The sequence below is a fragment of the Tsuneonella sp. HG249 genome (genome assembly GCF_053819205.1).
The window spans coordinates 1,499,370-1,521,495 of record NZ_JBSOQY010000001.1 but is presented as its reverse complement, the minus strand read 5'-3'; the positions used below and the strand labels follow the sequence as shown (position 1 = coordinate 1,521,495).

Below are 22,126 nucleotides of genomic sequence, written 5' to 3'. Positions count from 1 at the left end.
CCCTCACGTTGCTAGCCCGAAAAGGCTTCTGGGTGCTGTTCAAATGCCGTTGCGGATACGAGGCGCGCGAGAACCCATTGCCGCTTGCATTGATGCTCAGTCAGCGTGGGAAGAGCACGAAGCTGAAGGACTTGCCGCGATCGATGAAGTGCGGCCGGTGTGGCGGCAGGGACTTCACTGCCGAGCATTGCAACGGGCCATCAGTGTGGAGCGGGTAGGCAACAAAAAGCGGCCCCGGATCGCTCCGAGGCCGCAAGTGGAGGTCTCATCATGGGAGCGATGAGCCCTTCGGGTCGCTGTTATGAGATATGAAAGGCGCTGATTCGACGCTTGTAAAAAAACGCCCGATCGCCTGTTTTAATTCACTAATCTTGATTAGAATCCGAGACTCTCGGCCGACTGCAAGTCATCCTAAGTTAGGCCGCTCGTGACGAACTTACGTAAGTGACAACGCAAGTGCCGCTTATCTAGCCGTGTTGGCATGCGTTACGAAGATCCCGCGATGCGGGCGGCCTATCTGGCAGGCGCGCTCGAGGCCACCGAAGCGATGATACTCGAGTTGGCGCCTACCAAAGTCCGCGAGCTGCAAAGCTGGCTTGGCGAACTAGGCGACTGGACAGGTGGCCCGCCGCCCCAGGGCCCTCACCACTGGCAGTTTGAGAACGATCCTTGGGAAGAGACTTGACTCGCCAAAATTAACATCGGCGCATAATACTGCGGTCGGGAGGCCGCTGTGTCTGGGACCATGACCGTAGCTCTAGCGATCTTCGCGTGCGGCGCGGTCGTATTCCTACTGGTCGAGTTCTGGCTGAGACGGCGCTAAAAAAACTCCCGCCGAAGCGGGAGAGAGTAGGTCGGGCATTGAACGGATCGGGCGCCCGACTGGAGGGGGGTGTCAAGGGCGCCCATTTCATCAACCGCAGCTGCTCAAAAGGGTTCCAGCGAATGAGCGGCATTCGCGAGGGTGGCTCCGCTAACTGTATCTATGCACGAAGCCGCCGGCCCCCTTTCGAGAGCCGGCGGCCCGAATTGCCTTACACTAGGCCCAACTGATTATCGTTCGCAGGCTTGCGCTTGCCGGTTTTTACCTCGGAAACGCGCCCTTGATTGATGCCGAGATCGGCCGCGATATCGTGCTGCAGTTCGCCTAGGGCGAGCCTACGTCGGATCTCACAGATGGTCTCATCGTTGAGCTTCGCGCGGTAGCGCTTCGCTGGTCGGATCGTCATGTGCAGTTTAACCTTTCTGCGTTACGACCAGTCTTGACGGGCACCCCTCTCTTGTGGTTTCTACGCCACCAGAACGGGGAATAACCCGGTCGCGCGGTTGGTCTAAGGAAGGCCGCACGACTTGCCCCTGACAGGAAGCTCGGCGCCGCAAACGCCGGGCTTTTGTCGTTTTGGGACTATCAACTCGATAGGAATCCACGGGCGACGCTGATTCGCAAGAAAGCGCGTGAGGTTATCCTCAAGCAGCTATGACCTCAGGTCCGCGGGATCCTCATCGCCACAAGTCGAAGGATGCGACGCAGGCCCTCAGGACGGCTCTCGCCTGGTGCATTGGCAGCGATCCAAAGATCGAGCGCCTCGAGATCATGGGGCTGCAGACGCAGCATCACGGGCGTGCCTGACTGACCCGGGCGCTTTGGCGATCTGATATCAGAACTTGCTGGGCTCATCAGCTTCTGATACCAAATAGGCGAGCCGAAGGGAAGTTCGTACCTCCCCCCCGGCTCTGACCACAACGATCGCATGGAGATCATCATGGCTACAGCCGCACTAGGGGCGGAATCCGCCCGCGTCATTACCTCCAAGAGGTTTCCACCCGCCGCGGCCGCCCGTGTCGCATCGCGAATGCTGGACCGGTTCAATCGCAACGAGCTCAGCAACGCGATCGAGGTGCTCGTCGAATTGCTAGACGTATGGGATGGGGACCCAGACCTGGAAGAGGACGATCCTAGCGGTCAGTGCGACGAGGACGGCATAAACACCGATCTGACGGCTCAATGGTCGACCGGGGCCGGCTGCATCATCAGCGACGATGATTTCGAGCACGACGGCCAGGAGCCGGATAGCGGAGGATACTGTGGCCACTACGGCGAGGATCAGTCCAAGGGACCGCTTTCGCCCGCCGGCGACAATTGGCTGGTGCTCTAACAAGTTTCATCGCCGCGAGGCAGACGATCCGGGGCCGCTGGCGTAAGTCGGTGGCCCTTTTCTTTGCCTGCTTACAAGGTGCTTACACGGCAAAGCCGACACCCTTTGTTCTCGGCCCTAACCGGCAGAAAACTCTATGTTTTGAGGCCCCAAGTGGCGCGAGTGACGGGGCTCGAACCCGCGACCTCCGGCGTGACAGGCCGGCACTCTAACCAACTGAGCTACACCCGCGCATTTGGGGTTCGCACCGCTTGGGAGCAGCGCCCCTAGGCGGTCGAAATAGGGCTGTCAACAGCGAGGCCGAGGGCATTCGGCCCCGCATTTCGGAAAGCGAAAATTAACCATATCGGGCCAGTGTCGCTCCGCTCCGAACATGGAGCGAGGGGGACTTTTTCATGCGTTTCGGGCTCGGATTGGGCAGCGTTATGTGCCTGGCGGCGGGCACTGCTTTCGCGAACGGCGCCGTCGATATCGAACGCTCCGTCTACGTGGAGCGCGCAACCGAGGGCATGCGTGCGCTCGAGCCCGCATCGACGCTGAAGAAGGGCGACAAGGTGATCCTCGTCGTAGAGTGGCGCGCGGACGCGGCCGGCCGGTTCACCGTCCAGAGCGCGGTGCCCCGGGCCTTGTCGTTCCAGCGTGCGGGCAACGACGAGGTGGAAGTGTCGATCGACGGCGGGCGGAGCTGGGGAGAGATCGGCCTACTCAGAGTCGGCGGCCGCCTCGCTTCCGCCGAAGACGTGACCCATTTGCGGCTCAAGGTGACGGGTGCGCCGGCAGGCCGGCTGACCTATAGCGCGATCGTCCGCTGATCAGCAGTTCTCGTACTTCCAGTTCATCTTCTTGCCCTCGGCCGACTGGCCGCACGCCGTTTCGATCCGCTTCGCCCGCGTCTCGGGGCGCTTGGCACTCACGATCCACTCGAGATATTCGCGGCGAGCGCCCGGTGGGAAGGCATCGAACTTCTCCCGCGCTCCCGGAGTGGCGGCCAAGGCGGCCCGAAAGTCTTCAGGCATGGGAATCTCGGCTTTCGGCGGTTTCTTCTGGGCCGGCGCCGTCGACCTGACCGAACTCGTCGCCCGTTCGGCGGCCGCTCGAACAGTGGCGACCAGCTCGTCCTTCGGCGCGAGGTCCGCAAGCGACCCGATTTTGCCGTAGCCGCCCATTCCTTCGGCGTCGGCACCGCCTTGGCGCCCCTCGCCGTGGATCACGAAAGCGCAGTGCGCTTTGAACGCGGCCAGGCCCGCGATGTTCTTACCGCGCAACATGAAGTGCGGCATGCCCCACTTGATGCCTTCTTCGGCATCGGGAAGCGCTTCGTGCACCAGCGCGCGCAGGTAGGTAAGGATCGGCTGCGCGAACGGCGCGGCCTTAGCAATGTAAGCGTCGATGCGCGGGTCGGTGTTCATGCTGCCCTCCCTCTCAGGCAACACGTAACCGCCTCAGTTGACCAGCAGAAGAGCCGGTGTCTCGATCAGCTTGCGGACGGCCTGGATAAAGCTCGCTGCATCCCAACCGTCGACCACTCGGTGGTCGCAGCTGATCGAAATGTTCATCAGCTTTCGCTTTTCCACCCGCTCGCCGCTCATCCCGTCGGGCACGAACATCGGCCGCTCGACAATGCGGTTGGGGCCAATAATCGCCACTTCAGGCCGATTGATCACTGGGGTGGTTGCCACTCCGCCCAAGGGCCCGAGCGAGGTAACGGTGAGCGTCGATCCGCTGAGCTCGTTCGACTTCGCCGAGCCGTCGCGCGAGGCGTCAGCCAGGCGGCGGATCTCGGTCGCCAGTTGCCAGAGGTTCTTCGCCTGTGCATCGCGGATCACCGGGACCATCAGGCCGCCGTCGGTCTGCGTCGCCATGCCGAGGTGGACCGCGCCGTGGCGGGTGACGACGTTCGCCTCGTCGTCGTAGCGCGCGTTGATCATCGGAAACGCGGGGACGGTCTTGCAGATCGCGGCGATCAGCAGTGGCAGCATGGTCAGCTTGGGTTTGTCGCCCCGCGCGGCGTTGAGCTGTTCGCGCAGGCGTTCCAGCTCGGTGACGTCGCACTCTTCGACATAGGTGAAGTGAGGAATGTGGCGCTTCGCCGCTGCCATGTTCTCGGCGATGCGGCGGCGCAGCCCAATGACCTTGACCGTCTCGTCGGCGCGGGTTGGGCCCGCCGGGGCGTGACCGGTGGGCGCGCCATAGGCGATGAAGGCGTCGAGGTCGGCGTGGCGAATACGCCCTTCCTCGCCCGGGCGGACCTCGCCCAGATCGATGCCGAGTGCCTGCGCACGCTGACGGACCGCCGGAGTGGCGAGAACTTTCGCGTGCGAGGTTTTGGCCATGGGCACAGGGGCCGACATGGCGGCAGGCTTCGTAGCCGGAGCTGGCTCGGGTGGCGGCGCGGACTTCGGCGTTTCCACAACATCGTCAGCATCGGAAGCGTCGGAATTCTCCGCTTCGATGCGTTGCTCGACCACATCGGCCTTCGGTGCTGGTGCGGTGTCGGCAGTGGTTACAGGCGCGGCGCGCTCGTCCACCGAAGCCGCACCCTCGGTCTCGATCACCACCAGCATCGAGCCGATGGCGATGACATCGCCCGCCTCGCCTGCGACCTCGACCACGGTGCCCGCGACGGGGCTTTCCATCTCCACGGTCGCCTTGTCGGTCATCATGTCGGCGATCTGCTGGTCTTCCTCGACCCGGTCGCCGGGCCTAACGTGCATCGCCACGATCTCGGCCTCGGCGATGCCTTCGCCGATGTCGGGAAGCTTGAACGTATACCTGCCCACCTAGGCCTCCAGAATCTTGTCGATCGCCTCGCCGATGCGGATCGGCCCGGGGAAGTATGCCCATTCGAGGCTGTGCGGATAGGGGGTGTCGAACCCGGTGACGCGCTCGACCGGGGCTTCGAGATGATAGAAGCACCGTTCCTGCACCAGGGCGGAAAGCTCGGCCCCGAAGCCACTGGTGCGGGTCGCTTCGTGAACGATCAGGCAGCGCCCGGTTTTTTCGACCGAGGCCTCGATCGCCTCGATATCGAGCGGCACCAGCGTGCGCAGGTCGATGATCTCCGCATCGACGCCCTTCTCCTGCGCGACGGCGGCCGTGACATGCACCATAGTGCCGTAGCAGAGGATCGTCAGCGCCTCACCTTCGCGCACGGTCCGCGCCTTGCCCAGCGGAATGCTGTAATACCCTTCGGGCACCTTGCTGTCGGGGTGGTTCTTCCACGGCTCGACCGGCTTGTCGTAGTAGCCGCTGAACGGCCCGTTGTAGATCCGCTTGGGCTCGAAGAACACGACGGGGTCGTTGTCCTCGATCGCCGCAATCAGCAGGCCCTTGGCGTCGTAAGGGGTGCTGGGGATCACAGTCTTGATGCCCGACACATGGGTGAAAAGTGATTCCGGGCTCTGGCTGTGAGTCTGGCCGCCGAAGATGCCCCCACCGAAGGGGCTGCGCACGGTCATCGGCGCGATATATTCGCCCGCCGAGCGATAGCGCAGGCGCGCGGCTTCGCTGATGAGCTGGTCGATGCCGGGATAGATGTAGTCGGCGAACTGTATCTCGGGCACCGGGCGCAGGCCGTAGGCACCCATGCCGATCGCAGCAGCGATAATCCCGCATTCGCTGATCGGCGTGTCGAATACCCGGGTCTTGCCGTACTTTTCCTGCAGCCCGGCGGTCGCGCGGAAGACTCCCCCGAAGTATCCCACGTCCTCACCCATGATCACCACGGCGGGATCGTGACTGAGCATGATGTCGAGCGCGTCGTTGATCGCCTCGATCATGTTGATGTTGCGCGAAGGCGCGTCGGCGAGACCGACCGGCGAATCGTCGAGGGTCAGGCTGCTGGCCACTTGATTTCCCTTTCCCGGATCGCCTGCGCGGCCTGCTCCTCGAGGTGCCAGGGCAGTTCCTCGAACACATCCTCGAACATCGTGTGGAACGGATGGTGAAGTCCGTGGCCGAGAATGCCGTTCTTCTCGGCGTCCTTGGTCGCGGCCTTGACCTGCTCGGCGCAGTCGAGGTCGAGCTTTTCCTGCCGCTCCTCGTCCCACTCGCCGAGATGGATTAGATGGTTCTTGAGGCGCATGATCGGATCGCCGAGCGGCCATTCGCTGCGTTCCTGCGCGCTGCGGTACTGGCTGGGGTCGTCGGAGGTCGAATGCCCTTCGGCGCGGTAGCTGAAGTGCTCGATCAGCGTCGGACCGCCGTTGGCGCGGGCGCGGTTGGCAGCCCACTGCTCGGCGGCAAACACGGCGAGAGCGTCGTTTCCGTCGACGCGCAGCGAGGCGATGCCGTAACCCACGCCGCGGGCGGCGAAGGTCGCGCGCTCACCGCCGGCGAACCCGCTGAAGCTGGAGATCGCCCACTGATTGTTGACGACGTTGAGGATCACCGGCGCGTTGTAGACCGTCGCGAAAAGGCAGGCGGCGTGGAAGTCGCCTTCCGCGGTGCTGCCCTCGCCGACCCAGGTCGCTGCGATCCGGCTGTCGCCACGCATGGCGCTTGCCATCGCCCAGCCCACCGCCTGCGGTGTCTGCGTGGCGAGGTTGCCGCTGATCGTGAAGAAGCTGTGCGCCCGACTCGAATACATGATCGGAAGCTGGCGGCCTTTCAGCTTGTCGCCGCGGTTCGAATAGATCTGGTTGATCATCTCGACCAGCGGATAGCCTCGCGAGATCAGGATGCCCTGCTGTCGGTAGCTCGGGAAAACCATGTCGTCAGCCGCGAGCGCCATTCCGGCGGCGACACTGGTCGCCTCCTCGCCGGTGCACTTCATGTAGAAGCTGGTCTTGCCCTGCCGCTGCCCGCGATACATCCGCTCGTCGAACGCGCGGGTAAGCGCCATCGTCTTGAGCATCTGGCGCAGCGTGTCGGCGTCGAGCTTCGGATCCCATGGCCCATAGGCGGCGTTGTCGTCACCGAGCACGCGGATCAGGTCGTTCGCGAGTCCCTGCGTTTCGATCGGCGCGCACATCTCGTCGGGACGCGACTGGGCGCCCGGTTCGCTGACCTTGATATGCGAAAAATCGACCGCATCACCGGGGCGGTACCTGGGTTCGGGGACGTGGAATTTGAGCGCCGGCCGGTTGTGGCCTGCCGCTCCCCGTCCGTTAGCCGTTGCGGCCATCTGCGCTCTCCCGCGTCGTATCAATCTTTTACAACGGCGTTATTTTATTTCAAAGCGGGCTTACGAGTCAACAAGCGACCCGTCAGACCGCCACCGGCGCCTTGAGCGCGCCGAGCGGGGTGTAATTAGTCACCTCGAAATCGTCGATCCGATAGTCGAAAATACTCTCCGGCCGCCGCACGATCTCAAGCCGTGGGCGCCCTTGCGGTTCCCGCGTGAGCTGCTCCTCGATCAGCTCGGCGTGATTGCGGTAGAGGTGCACGTCGCCCCCCATCCACACGAACTCGCCGGGTTCGAGATCGGCCTGCTGCGCGAGCATCCGCTGGAGCAGCGCGGCGGACCACAAGTTGAACGGCAGACCTAGCGCGACATCGCAGCTGCGCTGGTAAAGCAGCCCGTTCAATTTTCCGTCGGCGACGTGGAACTGGTAGGTCTTGTGGCACGGCGGCAGCGCCATCCGGTCGAGCTCCGCGACGTTCCAGCCTTCGATGATATGGCGGCGGCTGCCCGGGTTGGTGCGCAGCGATTCGACCACTTGCGCGACCTGGTTGATGCCCTCGCCCGGTTCGAAGAGCCCGTCGGGGCGGTAGCGGTAAGTCGGCCAGTCGACCCACTGCTTGCCATATACCGGGCCAAGATCACCCCACTGTTCAGCGAATGCAACATCGTCGATTATGCGCTCGATGAAGCGCTTCATCGGCATGTTATCGCCGGTCTCGCAGACGTACCGAGCGTGCGGCCAGTCATCCCAGATATGCACGCCCTGCTGCACCAGCGGGCGGATGTTGGTCTCGCCAGTGAGGAACCACAGTAGCTCGCGCGTGGCGGTCTTCCAGTAGACCCGCTTGGTGGTGACGAGTGGCATTTCGCCGAACGCAAGATCGTACCGGAGCGTCGCGCCGAAGACTGAGCGGGTGCCCACTCCGGTACGATCGATCCGCACGGAACCTTCACGCCAGATGCGCCGCATGAGGTCGAGGTACTGTGCTTCTGGGTGGAGCGGGCCGGTGAGCATGGAGCCCTCCCTAGCGGGCCAAAAGCCCGCTTGCCACCCCGTCGCCCCATCCCTATAGGCCGCCGCCTGCCTCGCCCAGCTTCGGTTGGGATGAGATCGGTCGGGGAATAGCTCAGCCTGGTAGAGCACTGTCTTCGGGAGGCAGGGGCCGGAGGTTCGAATCCTCTTTCCCCGACCAATTTTTCGTGACTCGGGATGGTCCAGGCGGCCTTCTCGGCGGAAAAAAACTTCAAGCGATAGCGGGGGAGCCGTTACCTCGCAGGGTAACTTGCGAACACCTTCCGCCCGCCGTCCCCGAACGCGATGACCTGATAGGGCTGCACATGCCCGCCCATCTCCATTCCCGGCGAGCCCATGGGCATACCGGCGACCGCCAGCCCTTTTACGCCCACGGGCTTCTCGGCCAGCAGCCGCTTGATCTCCCGCGAGGGGACATGGCCTTCGATCACGTACCCCTCGACCACCACGGTGTGGCAGGAAGCGAGATCGGCCGGCACCCCGAGCCGCGCCTTGACGCTGTCCATCGGCTCGTCCTCGCGCACTTGCACCTCGTGGCCGAGGCCGTGGCGGGCGTGCTCGGCCCATTCCTTGCAGCAACCGCACCCGGGGTCACGGAACATCACGTAGGGCGCAGCTTGCGCAGCACCGGTGCAGGCCGCCAGGATCGCGGCGCCAAGGATCGAGGTGAAACGACGGATGATCATGGAGACGACCATCGCCGAACAACGACTGTGTAGCAAGCTCACTCGGGCGAGGCGTACCAACTGTGGGTCTCGCGCACCATCGAGCGTACAGGTCGCCCCTTCCGGTCGCGCGCGGGGCGATAGCGAAAGCGCTGCTCGATCAGCCGGCAGGTAAGGCCGTCGATCGACGGATAGCCGCTCGAGCGATCCACCCGGCAGCCGGTGACACTGCCGGTGGCGAGCACGGTAAAGACCACCCGCACCGCGGCTTCTTCATTTTCGGCCAACAAGCCTTCGGGGAGGTCGCCAAACGCCATCCGGCCGCTCGTGCGACGCGGACCGACCACGGCCTCGCCATCGCCCGAGCCGTCGCCTTCGCCCCCCGTCCCCCCGCCGCCCAATCCGTCGCCGTAACTGCCCGCCCCGCGCCCAGGACCCAAAATCGGCGAAGCGCCGGTCTGGGCCGCGCTACCGACATCGGCGGCTGGCGCGGTCACCACTGGCGGGGGCTTGATCAGCGGCACGACGGGCGGGGCGACGATCGCAGTGGCTTTGTTCTCGAGGTTACGCCTGCCTGCCTCCTCCTTCGGCGCGGCCTTGGTCGAGGTGCGCTTCTCGGGCCGTTCGTTGGGTTTGGGCGGCGGCGGCGGTTCTTCCAGCTCTATCGCCAATAGCCCCGGAGCCTGCTCCACTGTCCGCGTGACCCCGAAGCCGAACACCAGCAACGCGACGATCGCGGCGGTGAGGCCGGTCGAAAGTGCGGCCGACACGGCGCGGGGAGGCTGCGGGGCGTACATCGGCGCAGGCTACTTTCGGCGGAATTGATTCTTACTGAACGCTATCCGCCCCGCAGAAGTTGCACACCCCAATCGCGCTCGAAAAGGTAGAGCAGGATACGCGCCGCCAACCCGCGCTCGCCGGCGAGGCCGCCGTCGCGGTCCATCAGCAGCCGCGCGTCCTCGTGGGCGATCGGCAGCAGGCGTTGGATCTGTTCGAGATTGGCGACTTTGAACGGCGTGTCACCCGACTGCCGCGTGCCGAGAAGCTCACCGCCACCGCGCAGGCGCAAGTCCTCTTCGGCAAGGCGAAAGCCGTCCTGCGTTTCGCGCATCAGCGCGAGGCGTTCCTTGCCGGTCTCGCTAAGCGCCTCGCCGCGCAGCAGCACGCAGACCGACTTCTTGCTGCCCCGCCCCACTCGGCCGCGGAGCTGATGAAGCTGCGCAAGCCCGAAGCGCTCGGCCTGCTCGATCACCATCAGCGTTGCGTTGGGAACATCGACACCGACCTCGATTACCGTAGTGGCGATTAGCAGCTTGGCGTTACCGGTGGCGAACCGTTCCATCGCCGCATCCTTCATCTCGGGCCGCAATTGGCCGTGGACCAGCACGACATCCTCACCAAAGCGCTCTCGAAGTGCCGCGTAGCGCGCCTCGGCCGCCGCGATGTCCTCGTTTTCCAGTTCGCGGACCATTGGGCAGACCCAATAAGCCTGCGCGCCTGCCTCAAGTTGTCGCGCAAGCCGGTCGACCACCTCTCCGATCCGCTCGGCGCTGATGACAACGGTATCGATCGCCTGACGCCCCGGCGGCATCTCGTCGAGACGGCTTACGTCCATCTCACCGTACTGCGCCAGCGTCAGCGTGCGCGGAATGGGCGTCGCGGTCATCGCCAATGTGTGCGGCGTGACCCGCCCCTTGCTCGCGAGTGAGAGCCGTTGCGAAACGCCGAAACGGTGCTGCTCGTCGATCACCACCAGCCCCAGGTTGCGATAGGCGACGGTGTCCTGAAAGATCGCGTGCGTGCCGACGAGTATAAGGATCGAGCCGCCCTGCACGCCCATCAGGATCGACTCGCGTGCGCGGCCCTTGTCGCGACCCGTCAGCAGGGCGATTTCCACCCCCGTGGGAGCGAGCATCTGTCGCAAAGTCTCGTAGTGCTGGCGCGCCAATATCTCCGTCGGGGCCAGTAGCACCGCCTGGGCGCCCGCCTCGACCGCCACCAGCATCGCTTCCAGCGCGACGACCGTCTTGCCGCTGCCGACATCCCCTTGCAGTAGGCGCAGCATCGGTGTTTCCTGCGCAAGGTCGCCTGCAATCTCTCCGATCGAGCGCTGCTGCGCCCCGGTGAGCGGAAACGGCAGCGCCAATTTGTTGCGCACCCCCCCCTCACCGCGCAACGCCTGCCCCCGCCGCTTGCGGTTGTCGGCCTTGACCAACGCGAGGGCGAGGCTGTTGGCCAGGAGTTCGTCGTAGGCGAGCCGGTCCCGCGCTGCGGGATGTTCGCCCTTATGGGACAAGCGCAGTGCATCGGCCCATGCGGGCCACTTTGCGCGTTTGAACTGGCCCGGTTCGATCCACTCGGGCAATGCGGGTAGACGGGCGAGCGCTTGCGCCGCGAGCCCCGCCACCTTTGGTTGGGTGAGCCCCTCCGACAACGCGTAAACTGGCTCGTTCAGCGTCCCGAGCAGCCCGCTGCTGTCCTCCGCGACGTGCTCGGGGTGGACGATCTGCAGCATCTGTCCGTACTGGTCGAGCCGGCCCGCGACCCACCGTCTGGACCCCACAGGCAACTGCTTCCTGGCCGTGTAGCTGGCCTTGCCGAAGTACGTCAGGGAGACGAACTTGCCTAGGTTGTCGGTCGCGAGGACGTTGTAGGGTCCACGCCCGCTCCGCGGCGGCCGGTGCTCGGTCACGGTCAAGGCAACGACGATCTGCTCACCGACGCTGGCCTGATCGAGGTTCTCGACCGGCCGCCGGGTCACGAAACGATCGGGAAGATGATAGGCCAGGTCGCGCACACGCGTGAGCCCAAGCTTCTCCAGCGGCTTCCTGATCTTCGGTCCGACGCCTTCGAGCGTTTCGGCCTCAGCGAAAAGCGGGTTTAGAACGTCGGGACGCATCGCGCTGCCCTAGCCCCTTTGCCGCTCACCGTGGAACCAACAATCGTTAGGCGCGGAACGAGTCCATTGCTTGCGACTTGTTATGGCGATCACTTATAATACAGGAGCCTCTCATGGCCGAACAGCAATTCACCGACGCGATCATGCTGCTGCGTTCTGACCACGACGAGGTGAAGGCGCTGTTCAAGCAGTTCGAGGAATCGGAAGGGAGCGACAAGCAAGCAATTGCCGAGCAGATCTGCAACGAGCTCAAGATCCACTCGATGATCGAGGAAGAAATTTTCTACCCGGCGCTTCGGGGAGCCATCGAAGAGGACATGATCGACGAGGCGATCGTCGAGCACGACGGGGCCAAGGTGCTCATCAACGATATCATGGACGGCGGCGCGGACGAAGAGTTCTACGACGCCAAGGTCAAGGTGCTGCAAGAGCAGATCGAGCACCATGTCGAGGAAGAAGAAGAGGCCCGGACCGGTATGTTCGCCAAGGCGCGAGAAACGGACGTGGACATGAAGGCCCTGCTCGAGCCAATGCTTGCTCGCAAGCAAGAGCTCAAGGCGCAGGCGGAGACTGCGGGCCTTCCGCCGGCCGAGTTGAGCGCGGTCGAGGCTTGAGTTTTGCCATTCGGTCGCCGCGTGGCTAAGGCCGTGCGGTGTCCGCAGACCTCGCATCCCGCTTCGCCCGCGCGAAATTTCGCGCGTGGCATCGCGGTACGCGCGAGGCTGACTTCATGATCGGGGGGTTCTTCGATCGCTATCACGCGACGTGGGACGAGCGGGCGCTTGCGTGGTTCGAGGACCTCCTCGAAGAAGACGATGTCGATGTGATGGCTTGGGCGCTGGGCACCCTGCCGGTTCCGCCCGGGCTCGCCGGTGAGCACATGGCAGCCATGCAACGGCTCGATTACGTAAAAGCCCACTGAAACACCGGAAACCGGTTGCCCAACCGGGCGTTGGCCCTATCTGCAGCTCAGAACTCCCCGCTCGAACTTTTGTCGAACGGGTGCTCTCGCGTGCCCGCAAGACAGGACTTTGCATGCCCGACCTTCCGAGAATTCTGAAAGCCGGCTCGCCCCTCACGCTGTCGTCAGTTCCTCGCGGTGCGCAACCGCTGGTGATGGCGGACCTCGCACGGGCCGCGAGCGGACGGGCCGTTTTCATCGCTCCGGACGAAGGCGCGATGACGGGTTTGGCCGAAGCCGCGCGATTCTTCGCGCCCGAACTGGAGGTAATCGAGTTCCCGGCGTGGGACTGCCTGCCCTATGACCGAGCCAGTCCCGCGCTGTCCGTAAGTGCCCGCCGGTTGTCGGCGCTGCACCGCCTTCAGGCGGGCAAAACCGGCTCGCAGCTCCTGGTGACCACAGTCAACGCGCTGCTGCAGCGGGTGCTGACGCCGTTTCGCGTGCGCGAGGCGGTGCGCGAGCTGAAGCCGGGCATGTCGATCGCGCATGAAGCGCTGATCGCAGTCCTCCAGCGGCAGGGGTACGGCCGCACCGATACCGTGATCGACCACGGCGAGTTCGCGGTCCGCGGTTCGATCTTCGACGTCTTCCCGTCGGGCTTGGAAGCCGGGCTACGGCTCGATTTCTTCGGCGACGACCTCGAATCCCTGAGGCTGTTCGATCCCAACACTCAAATGACTACCGGAACTCTCGACCGGCATCTGCTCCTCCCCGCGAGCGAGGCGCTGCTCGACGAGGACACCATCAAGCGCTTTCGAACCCGCTATCGCGAGCTGTTTGGTGCCAATGCGACGCAGGACCCGGTATACCAGGCGGTAAGCGAAGGCCGCCGGCTGGCCGGCATGGAGCACTGGCTTCCGCTGTTCGAGGAGCGGCTGGCGACCCTGTTCGACCATCTGTCGGCCGGCGACCTGCTGGTGATCGACAATGCCGCGCTCCAAGCGGCCGACGAGCGCCTTTCCGACGTGACCGACTATCATCGCCAGCGCGAGGAAGGATCCTATCGTCCGCTCGCGGAGACGGCGCTGTACCTCGCCAAGGACGAATTCGCCGCGGCTCTCAAGGACCGGCCAGTCCACCGCGCGTCCATCTTCGCCGAACCGGAAAGCGCGTCGGTGATCGATTTCGGCTTCCAGTCAGGCCGCGACTTCGCGCCCGAACGCGCGCGGGGCGACAATGTCTATGCCGCCGCCGCGGACCATCTCAAGGCCGCGGGCAAGGCGGCCAAGCGGCCAATCCTCGCGACCTATTCGAAGGGCAGCCGGGCACGCATCGCTTCGATCATTGGGGAAGCCGGCGCGCCGATGGAGCTGGCGGATACCTGGCAGGAAGCACTCGGCCTGTCCGCGAAGGGCAAGCCCGTCGCCCTCGTACTGCCGCTCGAAACCGGATTCGCAAACGATCAGATCGATCTCGTCACCGAGGCGGACGTGCTCGGCGATCGGCTCGTGCGCCGCAAGAAGCGTCGCAAAAGCGCCGACGCCTTCCTCGCCGAACTGCAGGCGCTGAACGCGGGGGACCTCGTCGTCCACATCGATCACGGCATTGGCAGATACCTCGGCCTCGAGCCGATCCCCGTGGGCAAGTCCAAGCACGACTGCGTGATGCTGGAGTACGCCGGGGGCGACAAGCTATACGTGCCGGTCGAGAACCTCGAGGTGCTCAGCCGCTACGGTTCGAGCGAACAGGCTGTCGCGCTCGACCGGCTGGGCGGCGAGGCGTGGCAGAAACGACGGTCGCGCCTCAAGGAACGTATCCGCGAGATTGCGCACGAACTGTTGCGCACCGCTGCCGCCCGCGCCCTGCGCAAGGCGCCGGTCATCGAGGTCGAGGAATCGAGCTTCATGCCCTTCGTCGATCGTTTCCCGTGGGAGGAGACCGACGACCAGGATCGCGCGATCTTCGAGGTACTGAGCGATCTATCGAGCGGCGCGCCGATGGACCGGCTGGTCTGCGGCGATGTCGGCTTCGGCAAGACGGAGGTGGCGCTGCGCGCGGCATTCGCCGCCGCGATGAGCGGGCGGCAGGTCGCGGTGGTAGCTCCGACTACGTTGCTCGCCCGCCAGCACTACGAGAACTTCGCGGCGCGCTTCTCGGGCTTCCCGCTAAAGGTCGGGCGCCTCAGCCGGCTCGTCGCTCCCAAGGAAGCGAGCGAGACGCGCGACGGGCTTGCCAGCGGCGATATCGACGTTGTGATCGGCACGCACGCAATCTTGTCCAAGAGCACGCAGTTCAAGAATCTAGGCCTCGTGGTGGTCGACGAGGAGCAGCGCTTCGGCGTCACCCACAAGGAAAAGCTGAAGCAGCTTCGCGCCGACGTTCACGTCCTCACCCTCACCGCGACGCCAATCCCGCGCACCCTGCAGATGGCGATGAGCGGTCTGCGCGAGCTTTCGACCATCCAGACCCCGCCGGTCGACCGCCTGGCTGTTCGCACGTACGTGATGGAGTGGGACGACATGGTGATGCGCGAAGCGCTGCTGCGCGAGCATCATCGCGGCGGGCAGAGCTTCGTCGTCGTCCCCCGGATCGCGGACATGCCCGAAGTCGAAGAATGGCTGCACAAGCACGTGCCCGAAATCCGCGCGATCAGCGCCCACGGGCAAATGTCCCCGACCGAGGTCGAGGAGCGGATGAGCGCGTTCTACGAAGGGAAGTACGAAGTCCTGCTCTCGACCACGATCGTCGAGAGCGGCCTCGATATCCCGAGCGCCAATACCATCGTGATCCACCGTGCGGACCGCTTCGGCCTCGCCCAGCTTTACCAGCTGCGCGGCCGCGTGGGTCGGTCGAAGCTGCGCGCCTACGCTTACCTCACCACCCCGGCGGACACCGTCCTCAATCCTGTGGCCGAGAAGCGGCTGAAAGTCCTTGGGGACCTCGACTCGCTCGGCGCGGGGTTCCAGCTCGCCAGTCACGACCTCGACATTCGCGGTGCGGGTAACCTGCTCGGCGACGAACAGTCCGGCCATATCCGCGAGGTCGGCTTCGAGCTTTACCAATCGATGCTGGAAGACGCCATCTTGCTCGCCAAGGCGGGCGAGACGGGTCTCGACCGTGAGGCCGGCCCGAGCCCGCAGATCACCGTCGACGCTCCGATCATGATCCCCGAGGACTACGTCCCCGACCTAGCGGTGCGAATGGGTCTCTATCGGCGCCTGAACGATGCCAAGGACCAGAGCGAGATCGAGGCGCTGGCGGCGGAAATGATCGATCGCTTCGGCCCCCTCCCCGCCGCAACAGGGAATCTGGTCAAGTTGATCGGTATCAAGGAGTTGGCGATCCGCGCCAACATCGCCAAAATCGATGTCGGCGCACGCGGTACGCTGGTGACGTTCCACAACAACGACTTTCCCGATCCGGCGGGATTGCTCGCGTGGGTCGAGAGGGTCGGGCCTGATGCGAAGCTTCGCCCGGACATGAAGCTGGTGCTAGCCCGCGCATGGAGCAGCGCCGAGAGCCGCCTGAACGGACTGTTCCAACTGACCAAAGGACTTGCCGGGGTTGCTGACCGGGCGGGCCAGCAGAAAGAGGCGGCCTGAGCCCAGTAGCCACAATTGATTCGCTGAATCTTAAGGATGATTCGCAGGGGATCGACGCCTCGCCGTCCCAACGGCGGACATATGTCCTAGAATCAAAAAGCCCCGGAAAAACCGGGGCTTTTCAATCACGGAGGCCGATCAACGGCCGCCGAAGCAGTCTTCGAACCATTCCCAGAACGACATAAGGCCTCCTGTTGCGCACGCCATGTGCTAACAGGGATGGTTAACATCGTTTTAAGATTTGGCAAGGGTTATGCGGCAATCGAGCCTTTCCGAAGTCGCGGAACAAGTGTCTCCATCGTAATGGGACGGTAATAGAAGTAACCTTGGGCGGTATCGCAGCCCATCTCCCGCAGTAATTCGACTGTCGCCTTGTTTTCGACACCTTCGGCGACGGCAGAACGCCCAAGCGAATGAATCATGTCGATCGCAGTGCGGACCAGCGCCCGGTCTTCGGGCGAACTTTCCATCCCTACCACGAAGCTGCGGTCGATCTTCACTTCGTCTGCGGGGATTTGCCGAAGGTAGTGCAGCGATGCGTGCCCGATACCGAAATCGTCCACGGACAATCTCACCCCGAGCCGCTTGAGGGCTGCGAGCGTAACTGCCGCGATGGCATCGTTCTCGATCGGCGCGGTCTCGGTGATCTCGAGCACCAGGTTGCCTGCCGAGAAACGGTGGCGGGTCAGCAGCGTTTCGACCTGATTGGCGAACGAGGGGTCGCGCAAGTCGAGAGCGGAGATATTCACCGCGACCTTGAATGACGGGTCGACGGCGACCGCGCGCCGCGCTTCCCTAAGCGCGCGGTTGAGGACGAACTGCGTGATCATGTCGACGCGGTTGTGCTCCTCCGCACTGGCGATGACCGCGGCGGGATCGATCGGGCCGCGCACTGGGTGAGTCCAGCGCAGCAGGGCCTCGGCGCCGACGATCGCTTCCGTCGCGAGCGCGACTTTCGGCTGGAAAGCAACGTCGGCTTCGTCGTTGCGGATAGCGTTTTCGAGCTCGGAAAGTATCTGAAGGCGCCAGGCGCGCTCTTCAGCGAGCGCCGGCTCGCTCACCATAAAGATGCGGCTCGAGTGGGCGGCGTCCTCCGCACACTGAATCGCATTCTCGATGCGCTCGCGCAGCGCGAGTTCGTGAATGGCGTCGATGCCAATCGACGACGCGACGTCTGGCGCATGGCTGCCGATGGTGATGCTGGTCCGGAACAGAGCATGCAATCCGCGCGCGTGGTTCTCCAGTTCCGCTGAGGAGACCTTGGGTCGCATCCACACGAAAGTGTCCTTCTCGAACGCGACCTCGGCGACCGGGTCCGCTGCACGCAGCATGGCTTGTGCCTTGATCAGGAGCTCCTCGACCTCCTCGGGCGAGAGATTGGCGCTGATCGTGGCAAAGTTGCGGATCTTGAGGGCGACAACATCCATTTCCGGCGCCGTGCCGGCAGCCTGCATCGTCTCGATCCGCTGCAGACCGGTCGCGCCACGATAAGTGTCCTTGGCGAAGCGTTGGAGCCGGAACCACGTGATGGAAAGGGCGATCAGCGCCGGCATGACGTCCATGTTCACGCTCAGCATGTCGAGCCCGAGTGGGACAGTAAGCAACGCCGCGAACGTCAATCCCATGACCACGCGCGATGGCTGCCGCCGCCGCAATTGAAGGCCCGCGATCAGCGCGGCGAGGGCAAAGGCTGGATACCACCTCAGGTCGACCGGCCGCCCGTTCTTCAACGTCTCGGCACCCAGGACGTGCAGGAACGCGCCCAATGTGTTCTGGCGATAGGGCACAGGATGATAATCGTTGTTGATCCGGCTCGATGGCGCCACAACGATATCGCGCCCGGAAATCGCGTCCACTGACACATTACGCCGCAGCACGTCGATGTAGCTGGCCGTCGGGATCGTCTTGTAATCGATCGAGAAATCGACCCGGTAACGCTCAAGGTCTGAATCGACGCCCGCGAGCTCGGCAGACAGCGAGGGTATGCTCTTGCCCAGCACTTCGGTTCGGGCCGGGAACCGGGTCGACAATCCAAACGGGCCCTTCCACCCCTTGATGGAGACCATGTTGGCATGCGGCCTGAAGATCGGATTGGGCAGGATCGGCTCGGTGGTACCGTCCGGCTGCTGGAATTCGGCCAAAGCGCCCAGATAAACGTAAGGCTTATGCCGCTTCAGCGCCTCCACGAACGCAAAGTCCTGCCGAGGCACCGACTCGTCGGCATAGGCACGGTCGAAGAACACCCGGCGGGCTCCCAATTCGAACAGCGTGTCGAGGAACCTGGCATCGTCATCACGCCGGGTATCGCGTGCGCCGACCGCATTGAGAGTACGATCGTCGACGGTCACCACCAGGACGCTCTGATCGGCGGCGTGCAGTCGAAGACCCGAGCGTGCCGCCCGCAAGCTGTCCTCCACCGGCAGGGGCAAGTCGAAGAAGCCACTCAGCAGACCAATGGCGAGGGCCCACAGGACAATCCGCCGGCGGGCGGTAGGTGCTCGATCGCGTTGCCGGTCGCGACGCTTCGCAGCCCCGAGCCGGCGCAAGGGATTGGCGAGCCTTCGGAACCAGCGGTTCTTCGGCGTCGAGAGCTCGACTTCAGCCATTCACCTCAGGCGGCACGCCGCATCCTTTCGCCAACGACCCATTCGCGAAAGATCACTATCGGAGCGAAACGAAAAGAAATCGTAACCCTGATTAAGGGTGAACACGCGGTCCGGCCGGGAATCCGCCCGATCCGCGCGGGCCCATGGTTAATTTCGAGTTTCTAGCGGCCAAAAACTTCACGGCGCGCCCCGGCCACGTAGTTCGAACGATTGGCGCCCCCCTTGCCTCGAGAGGCACCGCGTTCAGGTTCGAGCGAGGATTGCCGCGCCAGAGAGGTCCCTCCACGGCGAATCTTCAGTTCTCCCATATGATTAAGGTGAAAGGCCTTTCTTCAGATACGCTTTAGCCTCGCCACTCTTTTGGAACGCTTCCCAATGGGCTGCGTTACAGGGCCGGGCGAGAGGGCGTTGTCTCAGGACGACCGGATCTGAAAAGAAAAGAGGACTGATCATGAAGAAATCTCTCGTCATATTGGCTGCCGCGGCTCTGCCGCTGAGCGCCTGTGCTTCGTATGATGGCGACGACACTCTCGCGAGTGCGGGAACCGGTGCCGCCATCGGTGCTGCCGGTGGTGCCGGCGTAGCGGCCGTGACTGGCGGCAACCTGCTTACCGGTGCCGTGATCGGTGCCGCCGCCGGCGGTCTCGCCGGCGCCGTGTGGGCCGACCAGAATGGCGACGGCCGTGCCGATGGGTACGTTTACCAGAACCAGTACTATGCAGGTGAGCCCGGCAGCTACCAGACCGCTTCGACGGCCCGCGCTTGCCCGAGCGTCGGCGGAACCGCGGTCAAGACTGGTCTGGCCGGTGCCGCCGTGGGTGCCGGTGCCGGTGCCTTGATCGGCGGACTCGGCGTACTCGAAGGCGCAGCGATCGGTGCGGCGGTTGGCGGCATCGGTGGCGCTGTTTGGGCCGACAACAACCGCGACGGATGCGTCGACGGCTATGTCCGTGAAGGCGTTTACTACGAAGGCGCGCCTACGGTGCAATCGACCACTACTGCCTATACCGGCGAGCGAGGCTAACTGCGAATGACGAGCATCGCGACGGCCCTCGAGGCCTTATCCAAAAGCGCGATGCTCGTCTGCAGTGCGGGCGCGCTCGTTGCAATCGGCGCGCCCGCGCACGCTGCTTATCCCAATACACTGGGTCCCGGCCCTTCGCGTGAGCTTCGCGCGGAGATCGCGGGTGAAGCCGACGAATTGCGCCAGTTCTATGCGCAGCGGGGTCACCAGCCTTTATGGATTTACCCCGACGGCAGGGCCACGGCTGCTGCCGAGATTTTGCTGACACGGCTCGATACCGCGCAGTTCGACGGTCTCGATCCTCGGACGGTCAAGCGCCTTCGCACTCGATCGCTTCGCCGCGACTTTGACCGCGCCGCTCGCGGGCGGCCCGAGGATGTTGCGCGGGCGGAGATCGGGCTGTCGAAGCTCTTCACGTACTACGTGACCGCCATGCGCAGCGCGCATCGCGCTGACATGATCTACGAAAGCAGGGCGCTCGCGCCGGTCGTGCCGACGGCGGTCGCGGTGCTCAATGCTGCAGGCAGAGCTCCGTCCCTCGACAACTACGTCCGCGAAATGGGCTGGATGCATCCGCTTTACGCCCCGCTTCGCGACGCGATGGACACGCACCTCTACGACGAGGCCCAGCGCGCCCGGATCTGGGAAAATCTGGATCGGGTTCGCGCCCTGCCCGCCACGCCCCCCGAGCGCTACGTGCTGGTCGACGCGGCCAGTGCGCGGCTGTGGATGTACGAAAACGGCAAGCCGGTCGATTCCATGAAGGTTGTAGTCGGCAAGCCCGAGTCCGCGACTCCGGCGATGGCCGGGTTCATCCGCTATGCCATCGTCAATCCCTACTGGAACGTGCCGCCGGACCTCGTCCAGAAGAGCATCGCCCCCAAGTTCCTAAAGGGCGGGATGAAGTACTGGACGCGCGAGCGATACGAAGTGTTCTCGGGCCTCGGCGACGACGAGACACCGCTCGATCCCAAGACGATCGACTGGAAAGGTATCGCTGCCGGGGCGCCCCCTCCCTATGTGCGGCAGAAGCCCGGCGGACCGAACTTCATGGGCAAGGTGAAGTATGAGTTCCCCAACGCCCAGGGCATTTACCTGCACGATACGCCCGAACGCGCGCTGCTCAAGCTGGCCGATCGCCAGCTCAGCAACGGCTGTGTGCGCCTGGAAGACGCCGACCGGCTCGGCCGCTGGCTGCTGGGCAAGACGCTGCCGGTGAGCAAAAGCCCCGAGCAGCGAGTCGATCTGCCCACGCTCGTCCCCGTCTACATAACTTACCTGACCGCGTTCCCCTCGAAGACCGGGATCGCGTTCCGGAACGACGTCTATTCGCGGGATTCTGCAACCCGGCTGGCCTACGCCGCCGAGTAGTCAGCGCCGTCGGCGCGTGCCCCAGGTGAAGCTCGTCTGCAGCGTCGATTCCACCGGCGTGCCGCTGGCCGTGGTCGCCGGGCGGAAGCGAAAGCGTTCAGTGTAGAGGCGGCAAGTGAGGTCGTCGAGTATGGGCGATCCGCTCGAGCGTACCACGCTGCAGCGATCCACCCTGCCGTCGGTGCGCACGCGGAAGCTGATCGCAACGGTTCCGGCAAGCCCCTGCTCTTCCGCGCCGCGGGGATAGTCGCTGTCGCGCAGGGCGCCGGAGATGCGTTGCGCGCGCGAGGCGATGCCGCCGTCTCCCCCGCCCCCGCTGCCTGCCCCCTGCCCGCCCGCGCCGGCCCCGGTGCCTTGATTGCCAGCGCCGGCACTGGCGTCGCGGCCGACCTCGGCGCGGGTGGCGGCGGGCGTTTCGCTCAGCGGGATCGCGGCGATGGGCGCTTCCCTCGGCAGCGCTTCGCCCTTCTTGCCCTCGTCGCCGGCGGGCTTGGGAGCGGCCTGGGCCTGCTGTGGCTCGGGCGGAGGGGGCGGCGGTGGCGGTGGCGTCAGGTCGACGGTGGTGAGCGGCGGCTCGGAGTCGCCCGGCGGAGTGACGTCGATCGACAGCCCCCACAACAGGCCGGCCGCGAGCACGCCGTGGATCGCCAGGGTGGCGAGCCCGGCTCCGAAACGCCGCGAACCGGCGCCATGGCGGTCAGCGTACATCGCGCCGAAACAACGGCGCGGGCGGCGTTTTGCTCC

The 22,126-nt window shown here is 64.5% G+C and carries 20 protein-coding genes and 2 tRNA genes; 10 read left to right on the top strand and 12 right to left on the bottom strand.

Going from position 1 to position 22,126, the window contains the following annotated elements; genetic code table 11:
- Positions 1 to 481: 481 nt before the first annotated feature.
- Entirely contained in the window at positions 482 to 685 is a 204-nt protein-coding gene (locus ACWPM1_RS07615; protein WP_455694237.1) for a hypothetical protein, read from the top strand.
- 349 nt (positions 686 to 1,034) lie between these two features.
- Here the strand turns inward: ACWPM1_RS07615 and ACWPM1_RS07610 are convergent, their stop codons facing one another.
- Positions 1,035 to 1,229 (bottom strand): hypothetical protein, encoded by a 195-nt coding sequence (locus tag ACWPM1_RS07610; protein WP_455694236.1) that lies wholly within the window; start codon positions 1,227 to 1,229, stop codon positions 1,035 to 1,037.
- A gap of 248 nt (positions 1,230 to 1,477) precedes the next feature.
- On the opposite strand from ACWPM1_RS07610, the gene ACWPM1_RS07605 reads away from it, so the two are divergent.
- Positions 1,478 to 1,630: a hypothetical protein gene (locus ACWPM1_RS07605; protein WP_455694235.1), complete on the top strand. Its 153-nt coding sequence runs from the start codon at positions 1,478 to 1,480 to the stop codon at positions 1,628 to 1,630.
- Between the two features lie 223 nt (positions 1,631 to 1,853).
- Positions 1,854 to 2,156, top strand: a complete 303-nt coding sequence (locus ACWPM1_RS07600; protein ID WP_455694234.1) for a hypothetical protein — start codon at positions 1,854 to 1,856, stop codon at positions 2,154 to 2,156.
- 154 nt (positions 2,157 to 2,310) lie between these two features.
- Here the strand turns inward: ACWPM1_RS07600 and ACWPM1_RS07595 are convergent.
- A tRNA-Asp gene (locus ACWPM1_RS07595) sits at positions 2,311 to 2,387 on the bottom strand.
- Positions 2,388 to 2,551: 164 nt separating this feature from the next.
- On the opposite strand from ACWPM1_RS07595, the gene ACWPM1_RS07590 reads away from it, so the two are divergent.
- Positions 2,552 to 2,968, top strand: a complete 417-nt coding sequence (locus ACWPM1_RS07590; protein ID WP_455694233.1) for a hypothetical protein — start codon at positions 2,552 to 2,554, stop codon at positions 2,966 to 2,968.
- Here ACWPM1_RS07590 and ACWPM1_RS07585 read toward each other — a convergent pair whose 3' ends face one another.
- The 5 genes from ACWPM1_RS07585 to ACWPM1_RS07565 all read right to left on the bottom strand — a co-directional run bounded on the left by ACWPM1_RS07585 (position 2,969) and on the right by ACWPM1_RS07565 (position 8,296).
- The gene (locus ACWPM1_RS07585; RefSeq protein WP_455694232.1) at positions 2,969 to 3,565 is read right to left on the bottom strand and encodes a YdeI/OmpD-associated family protein; all 597 of its coding nucleotides are present in this window, start codon (positions 3,563 to 3,565) and stop codon (positions 2,969 to 2,971) included.
- A gap of 33 nt (positions 3,566 to 3,598) precedes the next feature.
- Entirely contained in the window at positions 3,599 to 4,936 is a 1,338-nt protein-coding gene (locus ACWPM1_RS07580; protein WP_455694231.1) for a dihydrolipoamide acetyltransferase family protein, read from the bottom strand.
- A complete protein-coding gene (locus ACWPM1_RS07575; RefSeq protein ID WP_455695139.1) occupies positions 4,937 to 5,935 on the bottom strand; it encodes an alpha-ketoacid dehydrogenase subunit beta in 999 nt (332 codons plus the stop codon).
- A 53-nt stretch (positions 5,936 to 5,988) separates the two neighbouring features.
- Complete coding sequence (locus ACWPM1_RS07570; RefSeq protein WP_455694230.1) at positions 5,989 to 7,281, bottom strand: thiamine pyrophosphate-dependent enzyme; 1,293 nt, start codon at positions 7,279 to 7,281, stop codon at positions 5,989 to 5,991.
- A gap of 82 nt (positions 7,282 to 7,363) precedes the next feature.
- Positions 7,364 to 8,296 carry a thymidylate synthase gene (locus tag ACWPM1_RS07565; RefSeq protein ID WP_455694229.1) on the bottom strand — a complete coding sequence of 311 codons (933 nt, stop codon included), beginning with the start codon at positions 8,294 to 8,296 and terminating at the stop codon, positions 7,364 to 7,366.
- 101 nt (positions 8,297 to 8,397) lie between these two features.
- Between ACWPM1_RS07565 and ACWPM1_RS07560 the strand changes: the two genes are divergently transcribed.
- Positions 8,398 to 8,474, top strand: a tRNA-Pro gene (locus tag ACWPM1_RS07560).
- A 73-nt stretch (positions 8,475 to 8,547) separates the two neighbouring features.
- On the opposite strand, the gene ACWPM1_RS07555 is transcribed toward ACWPM1_RS07560, so the two are convergent.
- From ACWPM1_RS07555 to recG, 3 genes are read right to left on the bottom strand one after another with little or no spacing between them, the layout of a single operon-like run.
- A complete protein-coding gene (locus tag ACWPM1_RS07555; protein WP_455694228.1) occupies positions 8,548 to 9,000 on the bottom strand; it encodes a DUF411 domain-containing protein in 453 nt (150 codons plus the stop codon).
- Between the two features lie 38 nt (positions 9,001 to 9,038).
- Entirely contained in the window at positions 9,039 to 9,776 is a 738-nt protein-coding gene (locus ACWPM1_RS07550; protein WP_455694227.1) for an energy transducer TonB, read from the bottom strand.
- Positions 9,777 to 9,817: 41 nt separating this feature from the next.
- Positions 9,818 to 11,878 (bottom strand): ATP-dependent DNA helicase RecG, encoded by a 2,061-nt coding sequence (recG, locus tag ACWPM1_RS07545; protein ID WP_455694226.1) that lies wholly within the window; start codon positions 11,876 to 11,878, stop codon positions 9,818 to 9,820.
- A gap of 113 nt (positions 11,879 to 11,991) precedes the next feature.
- On the opposite strand from recG, the gene ACWPM1_RS07540 reads away from it, so the two are divergent.
- The 3 genes from ACWPM1_RS07540 (at position 11,992) to mfd (ending at position 16,381) form a co-directional block, all read left to right on the top strand.
- Positions 11,992 to 12,492: a hemerythrin domain-containing protein gene (locus ACWPM1_RS07540; RefSeq protein WP_455694225.1), complete on the top strand. Its 501-nt coding sequence runs from the start codon at positions 11,992 to 11,994 to the stop codon at positions 12,490 to 12,492.
- 38 nt (positions 12,493 to 12,530) lie between these two features.
- Entirely contained in the window at positions 12,531 to 12,800 is a 270-nt protein-coding gene (locus ACWPM1_RS07535) for a succinate dehydrogenase assembly factor 2 (protein WP_455694224.1), read from the top strand.
- 113 nt (positions 12,801 to 12,913) lie between these two features.
- Positions 12,914 to 16,381 carry a transcription-repair coupling factor gene (gene mfd / locus ACWPM1_RS07530; protein ID WP_455694223.1) on the top strand — a complete coding sequence of 1,156 codons (3,468 nt, stop codon included), beginning with the start codon at positions 12,914 to 12,916 and terminating at the stop codon, positions 16,379 to 16,381.
- 251 nt (positions 16,382 to 16,632) lie between these two features.
- Here mfd and ACWPM1_RS07525 read toward each other — a convergent pair whose 3' ends face one another.
- Positions 16,633 to 18,987: an EAL domain-containing protein gene (locus tag ACWPM1_RS07525; RefSeq protein WP_455694222.1), complete on the bottom strand. Its 2,355-nt coding sequence runs from the start codon at positions 18,985 to 18,987 to the stop codon at positions 16,633 to 16,635.
- Positions 18,988 to 19,438: 451 nt separating this feature from the next.
- Between ACWPM1_RS07525 and ACWPM1_RS07520 the strand changes: the two genes are divergently transcribed.
- Together ACWPM1_RS07520 and ACWPM1_RS07515 are read left to right on the top strand one after the other, a co-directional pair.
- Positions 19,439 to 20,011 (top strand): hypothetical protein, encoded by a 573-nt coding sequence (locus tag ACWPM1_RS07520; protein WP_455694221.1) that lies wholly within the window; start codon positions 19,439 to 19,441, stop codon positions 20,009 to 20,011.
- 6 nt (positions 20,012 to 20,017) lie between these two features.
- Entirely contained in the window at positions 20,018 to 21,382 is a 1,365-nt protein-coding gene (locus ACWPM1_RS07515; RefSeq protein ID WP_455694220.1) for a L,D-transpeptidase family protein, read from the top strand.
- On the opposite strand, the gene ACWPM1_RS07510 is transcribed toward ACWPM1_RS07515, so the two are convergent.
- Positions 21,383 to 22,090 (bottom strand): energy transducer TonB, encoded by a 708-nt coding sequence (locus tag ACWPM1_RS07510; RefSeq protein ID WP_455694219.1) that lies wholly within the window; start codon positions 22,088 to 22,090, stop codon positions 21,383 to 21,385. It abuts the gene before it with no gap.
- Positions 22,091 to 22,126: the final 36 nt, after the last annotated feature.

Coding starts and splice junctions, on each gene's coding strand:
- ACWPM1_RS07525 (WP_455694222.1), bottom strand. CDS start 18,987: ATGGCTGAAGTCGAGCTCTCGACGCCGAAGAACCGCTGGTTCCGAAGG.
- ACWPM1_RS07575 (WP_455695139.1), bottom strand. CDS start 5,935: ATGATCGAGGCGATCAACGACGCGCTCGACATCATGCTCAGTCACGAT.
- ACWPM1_RS07610 (WP_455694236.1), bottom strand. CDS start 1,229: ATGACGATCCGACCAGCGAAGCGCTACCGCGCGAAGCTCAACGATGAG.
- mfd (WP_455694223.1), top strand. CDS start 12,914: ATGCCCGACCTTCCGAGAATTCTGAAAGCCGGCTCGCCCCTCACGCTG.
- ACWPM1_RS07515 (WP_455694220.1), top strand. CDS start 20,018: ATGACGAGCATCGCGACGGCCCTCGAGGCCTTATCCAAAAGCGCGATG.
- recG (WP_455694226.1), bottom strand. CDS start 11,878: ATGCGTCCCGACGTTCTAAACCCGCTTTTCGCTGAGGCCGAAACGCTC.
- ACWPM1_RS07615 (WP_455694237.1), top strand. CDS start 482: ATGCGTTACGAAGATCCCGCGATGCGGGCGGCCTATCTGGCAGGCGCG.
- ACWPM1_RS07520 (WP_455694221.1), top strand. CDS start 19,439: ATGAAGAAATCTCTCGTCATATTGGCTGCCGCGGCTCTGCCGCTGAGC.
- ACWPM1_RS07510 (WP_455694219.1), bottom strand. CDS start 22,090: ATGTACGCTGACCGCCATGGCGCCGGTTCGCGGCGTTTCGGAGCCGGG.
- ACWPM1_RS07570 (WP_455694230.1), bottom strand. CDS start 7,281: ATGGCCGCAACGGCTAACGGACGGGGAGCGGCAGGCCACAACCGGCCG.
- ACWPM1_RS07565 (WP_455694229.1), bottom strand. CDS start 8,296: ATGCTCACCGGCCCGCTCCACCCAGAAGCACAGTACCTCGACCTCATG.
- ACWPM1_RS07540 (WP_455694225.1), top strand. CDS start 11,992: ATGGCCGAACAGCAATTCACCGACGCGATCATGCTGCTGCGTTCTGAC.
- ACWPM1_RS07605 (WP_455694235.1), top strand. CDS start 1,478: ATGACCTCAGGTCCGCGGGATCCTCATCGCCACAAGTCGAAGGATGCG.
- ACWPM1_RS07585 (WP_455694232.1), bottom strand. CDS start 3,565: ATGAACACCGACCCGCGCATCGACGCTTACATTGCTAAGGCCGCGCCG.
- ACWPM1_RS07590 (WP_455694233.1), top strand. CDS start 2,552: ATGCGTTTCGGGCTCGGATTGGGCAGCGTTATGTGCCTGGCGGCGGGC.
- ACWPM1_RS07550 (WP_455694227.1), bottom strand. CDS start 9,776: ATGTACGCCCCGCAGCCTCCCCGCGCCGTGTCGGCCGCACTTTCGACC.
- ACWPM1_RS07600 (WP_455694234.1), top strand. CDS start 1,854: ATGCTGGACCGGTTCAATCGCAACGAGCTCAGCAACGCGATCGAGGTG.
- ACWPM1_RS07555 (WP_455694228.1), bottom strand. CDS start 9,000: ATGATCATCCGTCGTTTCACCTCGATCCTTGGCGCCGCGATCCTGGCG.